An 8398-nucleotide genomic window follows, 5' to 3' on the forward strand; every position below is an offset into this window, starting at 1 on the left:
GACTACTATTCCCTTGAAATTGTGAAAAATAACAGTTTACGGATTTTTTTATTGTATTCAATTTAAATGGTGATTGAGCCTAGGTGAATCAATGTGTACCCCGTCCTCAGGGACTATATTTTCTGAAAGTTTATTGTTTTTTTTACAAACCCAACTTTGAAAAGCCGGATCTATTTTTCCAATATCATGCAATATTCCAGATATAAAAGCGGATTGTCTCAATTTATAGTCATCAACACCCATTTTTTCCAACAAATAGTAGGCAACATAGCCTACCGAAAAAAGGTGATGACTTAGAAGCTGTGCTTTAGTGTTAGCAATTAAATGACCAGTTTCAATGGGCAATTTATCCATTATGACTTCCTTTGATGTAAAATTAACAGGTACAACACCAAGATGGTTAAAAGCTTGCCTCCGACCTACAACCCAAACCAGCTCGGTTTTCGATCTTGTTCTAATCCAATGACAACAGACCGCTGTATTTTTACTGGCAGTTTTACGCAACAACTTCTTAACTGCCAACAATCCTTCTTGGGTTATTACTGTTTGCCAAGTTTTATCACCGATACGGTCTGCAAAAGCATCTAAGACACGACGGGTTCTAGCAAGCGCTTTTTTCTCGCACTGGGAAACAAAAATAACCATCATAGCAAGCTTTCCTCGCTATTTTCGCTTTCCCAATCTGTATTTAAGGCCATAGCTTTTACCTGTTCAAACATATAGTCCAGCGCTTTATGATCGATGAATGCCTGTAAACATTGCTGGCGAAACTCTTGTTCGCTACTATTTTCCTTGGCGCAGATAAAAGCCCAAGGCAGGATAAGGGCGTCCTTGATTAAATCCGCTACATCAAATACCAATGCACCGCGACGTGTCTTGCCGTGCATAACAGCAAAGCCGTGAGGAATCCCAAGAACCCACAGCGTTGTTGCCGCTAAGCCATAGGCAAGGTAATTGCCATGGTTTAAAAATATATTGGCCTTATCCATAGCTTCCCGCTCACGAATAAATTTGCCATACTGAGTTCGGCTTGCTGCGTAGCGGTATAGCTGTTTTGTTAATTCCGCTTCATTTTGCATCAATTTACTAACTTCTTTTGCTTTCTTGATTTTTAGTTCACAGCTTAATAATTCTTGTTGCAAGTCGTTAGAATTAAAACCTTCTGCAGCTAAATCTCGGCTTTTTTTCCAGTGAACTCTCAGGTATTCTATGCGTGAAAGTTGAAATTGTTTTGCTGCATATAAACGTTTTTGCTCATCAAACCAGAATTTCACCCACCCCTGCATATACTCTGTGGGTCTATATTCGCTTTGAGGTGTGAGCCATTCAACTTCGTTGGCCATCAGTAAAGGTGTACCGCCTCCGCCACAGAAGCCAACCAATACACCAGCCTGAGCCAGCATTCGCATTGCTGCCTGTGTGATAGATGTTCCCGTTCCAAGTAAAAGGCAAGTGGTGTTGGCAATGGGTATGTTCCAGTATTGATTTTCGTTTTTTGCCTCGGTGAGGTACAAAACACGCCCATCCTTTTGCATAATGCGGCATTTTTCTAGGTAATAAATATTGGCACGTTTTGAATGTAGAATAGCTTTTAAATCTGTTAGTATTTCCATTGGTATTTTTCTGCTTCAAAAATGGGGGGATTACCTTAATAATAATGAATAGCACAATAATTTTATAACAAATTTAAATTTATAAAAATATATGAAAATTGAATTAATAAATACCAACAAAAAACATCGTGGAATAATTGATTCGGAAATTTGTTAAGTCATTAATATTCAAAAATGTTTGGCTTAGTTCTTTATGATATTCAGTGCTTTTATGCAATATTGTAACTTGCGGCTAAATAAGTATTTAACTCTAATTATAAATGGCACTAAAAAAGAGGGTTACACATTAGATACTCTTTTTGAGTATTTATGTTCTTATAGAGCTTATTTATCATCTTAACCCGTGATCTTTTTACCAATGATTTTTGTGCGGTAGAGGCGCATGGATATGTTCATATTTTTGCTAATTATTAAGCCCCTGTTTGGGGCTTTTCCTGCAAAAATGGACATATTTATTCAATGCCTATATAAATAGCTACTTCATCGCCATCGCTATAAGTCTCGAAATCTGTCATAAAACAACGTTTATACAAGCTATTTACTTTGAAATAATCCCAAACGGCCTCCCATGCATCAATGATAGCTTTGGGGAGTTCGCCCTTATCCTTGAAAATCAGGTAGTTACCTGAGTTGATTTTTACAGAGTTCAACTCTTTCATCTCATTTGCGCCGGCAACGCCAGCAGTGACAGTGTAAAAACCATTTGCATCCGATTCATAATCTGAATAAACTCCAAAAACAGTTTCATCAATTGTGGGATTGTTTAAATTAAATTTCTGCCACAATTTTGGCAACTTCGCTGTTTTTTCATCGAACTCAATGCTGTTTTTAGTTCGAACTGAAAAACCTGTTACTGTAAACTGTCAATATATGTCACTGTTGGCTGTAATAATGACATTGAATGGCTCCTGTTAATTGTTGTTTTTAATTTGTATCGCTTTGGCAATCAGTTGCATGTCATGCTCACTTATGGCTATAAGCCCAAAGCGAAGTTGATAACCCCAATTTTGTTTATTTCCAGATATCCGGCCTTTTTGAACGTGTTCTTTGCAAGCAACGGCGATCCAGTTGGGCATTATGATTTTCCTAATGAGGCAACTCGCAATCGATTACCCTCTGGATCTTGCGCAAGAAATGTATAGCCATAAGACACAGTGCCCGGAGCGGCGAGTATGCTTATTTCTTTTTCTTGCCATTTTGCAAATAGCTCATCAACCGTTTTTTTATTATCGAATGTGAATGCCAATTCACCTGCCCCATTTTTATCAAAGGCTGGTTCAACAGCATGCTTGGCTTTTAAGCCTAAGCTCATTCCATTTGAGAATTTAAATGAATGAAATGTCGGTGAGGCTTCTTCCAGTTTTATTCCAAGTAAATCCTGATAAAACTGGCTGCTTTTAGCAAGATTATTAACGTAAAGTACGATAACGTTTGGTTCGAGTATCATGATTTCTCCTATGATGAATAAATTTCATTGATGGTATCGAACCTAGTTTACCGACATAGACTGACAGTTTCTGTCAGTAGTGAATGTTTATTTACTGCTCAGGAATATTGTGAATCTTACGCCATTTTTTTAGTAGCGTTTGACGGCGTTGTGGGTAGCGTTTCTCGCACTGTGTTAATTGAGAGATTCTATCGGTTCGAAAATGACGAAAATCGGATCTAAGCTCACACCAGGCCACAATAACATGCGCCTCCTCAAAATAACCCAGTGCCAGCGGCCAAATGGTACGTTGGGATTCATCCCCTTGAACATCGATATAGGTCATTTGAAGCTTATATTCCCTCCGTATGGCGTTGCGAATTAAGGTTTCTTTTTCGTCATCATTTTCTATTGCCGTTTTAACAGGGCCAATAAGTAAGCCTGAATACTCAAGTTGGTACTGAAGATCTTCAGGAAGGACTGATGATATTTTGGCCAGGACATTGGTTGCTGCAAGCCTTAAATTCTTATCAGCCCTGCGGGCTACCCAGCGGGAGCCGAGCACTAAGGCTTCAATTTCTTCTTCAGAAAACATTAAGGGAGGTAACATAAAACCTGGACGTAAGACATAGCCCACACCAGGTTCACCCACTATTGAAGCACCTTGGGACTGAAGGGTTGTGATATCTCGGTAAAGCGTTCGTAGACTCACGCCAAGTTCATCCGCCAATTGTTTCCCATTGACAGGGTAACGATGCCGCCGCAGTATTTGGATGAGCTCAAGAAGGCGCTGCGTTCTGGACAAAATATTGATCCTTAACTTTATGATTAATACTGACATATTTTGGCAGCATTAATTTAAAATTACTATAGGCATTATCGTGAACTGTTCCCAGGTTAACAAAATTTCATCTGTTGATGACAAATGACATTTTTTCTTATATATGTAAACCTCCCTATTGACATATTGAATATGAGAGATATTCAACGTTATAAACAACGATACGAGGCCATATTAGATCATTACTTTGCGCACAATTCATATGAGTTAGTTTCAGTTACGCCCCGCTTTGGGACTTGATTTACAGGGACTTCCGCTACAACAAACCGATTGCCTGCCTGATTGTTGTTAGATAAATATTGAATGAAATCAGTACTGCTTCTTCTTTTGATTTTAATTATGATTCACCGGCATTCGATTGTTAATCCTGTAACACCGCGAAGCATTTATACCTAATGATGTTAATAAAAAACCTCAAATTGCTCTGAGCTTGCCTCTACTTTATTGAAATGGATCTTTGCATCAATGGGCAAGCGGTATTGGGAAAAAACGTTCTTGTAGAAAAAAACATGCTCGTCAATGGAAAGTTAATCGCTCACCAATCTACACTCATGTCCGATTTAACAGTGAATGGTTCGTCATCAAAAGAAACACACCGAAGTTCAAGATGATATCATATTTGAAGCTGGCAACGGCGAAGTTTTATGCGATGAAACATCAAAAATTCATGGCAAAATTATTGGAGGAACACTCATACATTCCAATGAATGATAAAATAGTATTTAGTGCTCAAATTTTAGATCTGAATTGGCATTAAATATCTCATCCAACTGTTCAGTCCGCGGAACATGTTTTCCTTCATAAGTACGATAGTCAAACGATTGCGTTGTTTTATTCTGCCAAAAGTGTTTGGTATCCAAAGAATGACAACGTGTATCCTCAGTTGAATTAACTATGTTTATCGGAGTTTTGGTGAGATTAGCCATCCCTAATTGCATGGTCTTTAAAATATTCCGATCTTTTTGCATTAAATTTTTTAAATAATCCAAAAAATCTTGTTCAAAAAGTCCATTATATTCATCAATCAGTGATTCCAACCAGCCCTCACTATTGAGTGATGCCATGAGTTTGCTCTCACTGCAAACAGAAATCATGATGAGCCTTTCAATCCCAATGCCATAATAATGCTCAATAAGTCTTGCAATATGAAAAGCGATGTAGCCGCCCATACTAACACCACAAAAAGACAGTGTTTTGCTATGAAGGCTCATATCAGATAACAGTTGCATGATCGCCAAACTTAGTTCAAGAAAAGAAGTAGGCGCAAGCGATGATTCCTGGTTGCAACGTCCTGGATATTCAACGACATAAAGATCATACTCAGAACTAATATGGGGAGCAAAAGCATAAAATGACGAACCTAATCCCCCAGCATAGGGGAATAGCACCATCGCTTTTTGCTTTGCATCCTGTCTTATGGGTATTAATTTAGTCAAAATAAAATCTTACAGTATGAGGCACGAAGAGGTTTCTTCAGGCTCTTTATGTTCTTTATAACAAAGTTTTTTCACTTTCCTTAAAATATTCTAGTGGTTCCGTTTCATCTATAACCGATAATCCAACTTATGTTCAAGTGGTAAACAACAACTGCTGTCCATAGTAATAAAGAATACCCGCAGAAATCAGTTCAACTACTTTTCTGATTCTTAAAAAATAATCTCTGATGAAAGCACGAGAAAAGACAATTGATACCAATGAAAACCAAACAAAGGTAATGGTCAGAATAAACCCTAGATAAGTAAACATATCGATTGCAGTAGTGTTTGAACGCATCAGGGATGCGAAAAGACTAATGTAAAAAATAGTTACAAAGGGATTTAATAAATCAATCATCAAGCCTTGGACCAGCGGCTTTTCAATTTTTTCTAAGTAATCTGTTGTAACAGCTTTATTTTTTAGAGCTCGCGCAAAAATAGTTGTCGCTAAGTAAAAAATATAAAATGCGCCTGCAATTTGCACTGCTTTGAGCAATTTAGGAGTTGCAGTTAGCAATTGATATGAACCAAACATGGAGCATATTACATGCACTGCTATTGCAAGCGTTACGCCTAAAGTACACTGAATTGCGGCACTGAGGCCGCTTTGTAGGGCATAGCGTGTTAGAAGAGTGAAGTTTAATCCTGGAACGATTAAAACGGCACCATTTGCTGCCATAATAGTCATCAGTTGTTCTTTCATAACACACCACCTACATCAAATATGGGAGGGAATATCTTTCAAGCTCCGTCACTCCTGTGAAAGCAGGAATCCATTCCTCTAGCAAAGTGGCGGGCTGCGCAATAAGATAGATCCCCGCTTTCCCGGGGATGACACTTTATACCGCTTCTTTCGCAACGCTCTTAGGCATAATAACTATGTAATAAACAGACATCATGATGCCTGATATTATTAGGATAAATAACGGCAAAGCTTTTAGGCTACCATCATGTAAAAGCGCCATCAGTCCCGTAAACAAAGAAATTAGCAGGTAATAATAAAAGCCAAAAATTGAGGCTGCTGTACCCGCATAAGAACCATAATCCTGTAAGGCTTGGCTTAAACAATTAGGAATAATCATGGTGACACCGTTCATGACAATACATATACAAGCTAAAGAAATCGGTATAGAAATCAATGGAGTGGAAGCACTAATCACGGAAGTTGCCGTTAACACATAGAATGATAAAGCCCCCAAAATAATGGTGCTAACACCATACCAGATAATGGTATCGGCTCTATAGCCTCGAGCATGTAATTGTTTAGAAATGGTTCCACCCAAGGCTAACGGCAAACAAATCCCAAAGGCTAACATTCCAAAGGTTGAACTATTTAATCCTAAAGAATCGATGAAGAAAAATGGAGACTCAGCGAAGTAACCAAAGAGGATTCCATTCACACCACCCACCATCACGCCAAAGCCTAAAAGTCTGGGATCGCGGATCATTTGTGTCAAACAGCTCCAGAACAAGCTGCCTTTTGCAGGAGCTACGCCAAGTTGTGTATGTGTTTCGGGAAGAAACAACAGGATCTGAATGATGATAAGACCTGCTAAAACACAGAGTGCTAAAAACACAGATGACCATTCTGTATATTGAGTAATAATTCCACCAATAACAGGACCGAGAGCTGGAGCAAATGCCATTGCAATACTTATAATAGAAAAAGCGCGGCCTCTATCTTCTGGTGTTATCGCGTCACGAGCAATGGCCTGACCGAGAACAGAGCCAACGCTTGCGCCAAAGGCTTGTAAAAACCGCATGGCAAGTAATATCTCGATGGAGGTGCTTAGATAACATGCAAAAGATGCCACAATATAAACACTTAAACCGCATAAAAGCCCTGGCTTTCTACCAATGCGATCCGATAATCGGCCCCATAATAGCACTCCAAAGGCAAACCCCATGAGATAGGTTGTTAGGGTATATTGCGCCAAGCGATCATCAATGTGAAGCCCTTGCGCAAGTGTTGGCAACGCAGGTGTGTAAATGGTTTCACTCAGTTGCGGTAAGGCAACAATTAATACAATAATCCATAATGGTACTTTGATATTATTCACTTCAGATCCTCTTGGCTAGTAATGCGAGCATTTAAATAAACAGCTAAATCCCTAATGGTTGAATGTAGAATAAAGTCTCTAACAGTCAGCGATGCATTATGCAGAGAATTTATGTTGGATACAATTTGCGGTATATGCAAAGAATGCCCACCTAAACTAAAGAAACTTTCAACAACGCTTAAGTTATTCATTTTCATCACCGCCTGCCAAATGGACTGTAATTCTGCTTCAAATGAATTAGCCGGCGGAACATAACGTGTGTTAGAGCTGGCATATTCTTTATTTGGGATGGGCAGTTTTTTCCGATCTACCTTTTTATTAGGCGTTAGTGGAATGGCTTCCAGCTCAACTACAGCAGATGGGATCATATAAGAAGGTAGTTTATCTTCTAAACGAATTCTTAAGTCATCAACACTAACTGAAAGTGGCTCATCTTCTTTGGCGACCATATACGCAACTAAAACCTGATCATTTTGAATAGTTTGTAATGTGACAACAACTTGTGCAACAGAAACACAAGACAGGATAGCTGCTTCAATGTCACCAAGCTCAATTCGATGGCCGCGTAACTTGATTTGACTATCTGCCCGTCCTCCATAAACCAGGTTACCATTTGCATCCCATTTTACTTTATCACCCGTTTTGTATACCAGTTCATCGTTAATGATTACAAATACGGATTGCGTTAGCTCTTCCCGATTCCAATAGCCTTTAGCGACACCTGCACCACCAATGTATAAATCACCCCATACACCAATTGGGAGCTTATTCTTAGTATCATCCAGAACATAACAATCGGTATTACTAATGGGTTTGCCCATGTGAATTGTTTTTTCTGAGCTAAGTTCCGCAACCGTTGACCAGATGGTTGTTTCTGTCGGTCCATAGACATTGAAAATCCTAGGCTCAATCACCATTTAAATTGAATACAATAAAAAAATCCGTAAACTGTTATTTTTCACAATTTCAAGGGAATAGTAGTC

General features: G+C 38.8%; 9 protein-coding genes and 1 pseudogene. All 10 read right to left on the bottom strand.

Translation table 11 applies throughout. From position 1 onward, the window contains the following. Nucleotides 1-57: 57 nt before the first annotated feature. Nucleotides 58-648 (bottom strand): HD domain-containing protein, encoded by a 591-nt coding sequence (locus tag Llon_RS01940; protein ID WP_058528398.1) that lies wholly within the window; start codon nucleotides 646-648, stop codon nucleotides 58-60. Further along, nucleotides 645-1613 carry a type I-F CRISPR-associated endonuclease Cas1f gene (gene cas1f, locus Llon_RS01945; protein WP_058528399.1) on the bottom strand — a complete coding sequence of 323 codons (969 nt, stop codon included), beginning with the start codon at nucleotides 1611-1613 and terminating at the stop codon, nucleotides 645-647. Before cas1f ends, Llon_RS01940 begins: the two co-directional genes overlap by 4 nt. A gap of 452 nt (nucleotides 1614-2065) precedes the next feature. Continuing rightward, a pseudogene (locus tag Llon_RS01950) lies at nucleotides 2066-2461 on the bottom strand (GyrI-like domain-containing protein); the annotation flags it as partial. Between the two features lie 63 nt (nucleotides 2462-2524). Next, nucleotides 2525-2689, bottom strand: a complete 165-nt coding sequence (locus tag Llon_RS11365; protein WP_157079300.1) for an EVE domain-containing protein — start codon at nucleotides 2687-2689, stop codon at nucleotides 2525-2527. Continuing rightward, the gene (locus Llon_RS01955; protein WP_058528401.1) at nucleotides 2689-3060 is read right to left on the bottom strand and encodes a VOC family protein; all 372 of its coding nucleotides are present in this window, start codon (nucleotides 3058-3060) and stop codon (nucleotides 2689-2691) included. The genes Llon_RS11365 and Llon_RS01955 overlap by 1 nt, the downstream gene beginning before the upstream one ends. Nucleotides 3061-3151: 91 nt before the next feature. Continuing rightward, a complete protein-coding gene (locus tag Llon_RS01960; protein ID WP_058528406.1) occupies nucleotides 3152-3844 on the bottom strand; it encodes a helix-turn-helix transcriptional regulator in 693 nt (230 codons plus the stop codon). Nucleotides 3845-4602: 758 nt separating this feature from the next. Beyond that, nucleotides 4603-5316 (bottom strand): thioesterase II family protein, encoded by a 714-nt coding sequence (locus Llon_RS01965; RefSeq protein WP_131754674.1) that lies wholly within the window; start codon nucleotides 5314-5316, stop codon nucleotides 4603-4605. A 133-nt stretch (nucleotides 5317-5449) separates the two neighbouring features. Further along, the gene (locus Llon_RS01970; RefSeq protein ID WP_058528403.1) at nucleotides 5450-6058 is read right to left on the bottom strand and encodes a LysE family translocator; all 609 of its coding nucleotides are present in this window, start codon (nucleotides 6056-6058) and stop codon (nucleotides 5450-5452) included. Nucleotides 6059-6194: 136 nt separating this feature from the next. Beyond that, on the bottom strand, nucleotides 6195-7415 hold the full coding sequence (locus Llon_RS01975; RefSeq protein WP_058528404.1) for a multidrug effflux MFS transporter: 1221 nt from the start codon (nucleotides 7413-7415) through the stop codon (nucleotides 6195-6197). Further along, nucleotides 7412-8332, bottom strand: coding sequence for a non-ribosomal peptide synthetase (locus Llon_RS01980; RefSeq protein WP_058528405.1), 921 nt, complete (start codon nucleotides 8330-8332; stop codon nucleotides 7412-7414). Before Llon_RS01980 ends, Llon_RS01975 begins: the two co-directional genes overlap by 4 nt. Between the last annotated feature and the right edge of the window lie 66 nt (nucleotides 8333-8398).

This window comes from Legionella londiniensis, assembly GCF_001467825.1.
Taxonomy (GTDB): domain Bacteria; phylum Pseudomonadota; class Gammaproteobacteria; order Legionellales; family Legionellaceae; genus Legionella_A; species Legionella_A londiniensis.